This is a genomic window from Catenulispora pinisilvae (genome assembly GCF_015356865.1).
GTDB lineage: Bacteria > Actinomycetota > Actinomycetes > Streptomycetales > Catenulisporaceae > Catenulispora > Catenulispora pinisilvae.
The window spans coordinates 1-815 of record NZ_JAAFZA010000543.1; the positions used below are offsets into that span (position 1 = coordinate 1).

Consider the following 815-nt stretch of genomic DNA (forward strand, 5'->3'; position numbering starts at 1 on the left):
CGCGTGGCAGCGCGGCAGTCCCGAGAGTGCGCATTCTAGGCTGGCGAGTGCGAGTGCGAGTGCAGATGCGGGCGCGGGCGCGGGCTCGCCTGGCCGCCAAGGCCGATGCTGGCGGATAGCAAGGTGCTGCCGGGCGATGGCGGCGGTCGGCGGTTGGCAGCCGAGAGCACGGCCGGTCCATTGCCGCATAGGGCATACCGGATACTGCATACCGCACTCGGGCATGTTCTCGACCAGCTGCCCACCGGCCCGCCGCCAGGGCATCACCGGCAGCCGCATCGCCCAGCCCGCGTCTACGGGCCCTGCGATTGGTATTCTTCCGGTCGGTTTTCGGTTCGTTCCCCTCGGTCGCGTCGGCAGGGCTTTGCCTACAGTGCCGGTTCTCGGGAGTCAAGTTCGCGCTGTACGCAGCCGCCACCTGCCCGCCTAACCGCAAGCGCGCGGACTTTACTCCCGGGGTTCGGCGCTGTACCCCTTGGGGCTGACGACGCGACCGAGGGGAACGAACCGCACCACCTCACAAACCGCCGCCGCAGAGCCCTGACCGGACCACCCTATGGAACCGCGCCAGTTCCCCGAGGGAGCCGAGAGCCCCCGCCGGAGGCGCCGGCTCTTCACCAGGGCTCTTGACCTTGATCTTGCTTGTGATCTTGCCTGTGCTCTTGATCTGGCTGTTGATCTGCTCTTGTTCCAACTTGCCGGAGTTGAAGAGGCCTGAGGCGGGGCGGGGTCGTGAACGCGAAAACCGGCAGCCGACCAACCCACCCGCCGACCCGAACCCCGAACCGGCACAACCATAACCGAAGGCCGTAAAA

At 67.2% G+C, this 815-nt stretch carries 1 pseudogene; it reads right to left on the reverse strand.

Features of this window, described 5'->3' with window-relative positions:
• Window positions 1-517: 517 nt before the first annotated feature.
• Window positions 518-815: pseudogene (locus IZR01_RS51955) on the reverse strand (hypothetical protein); the annotation flags it as partial.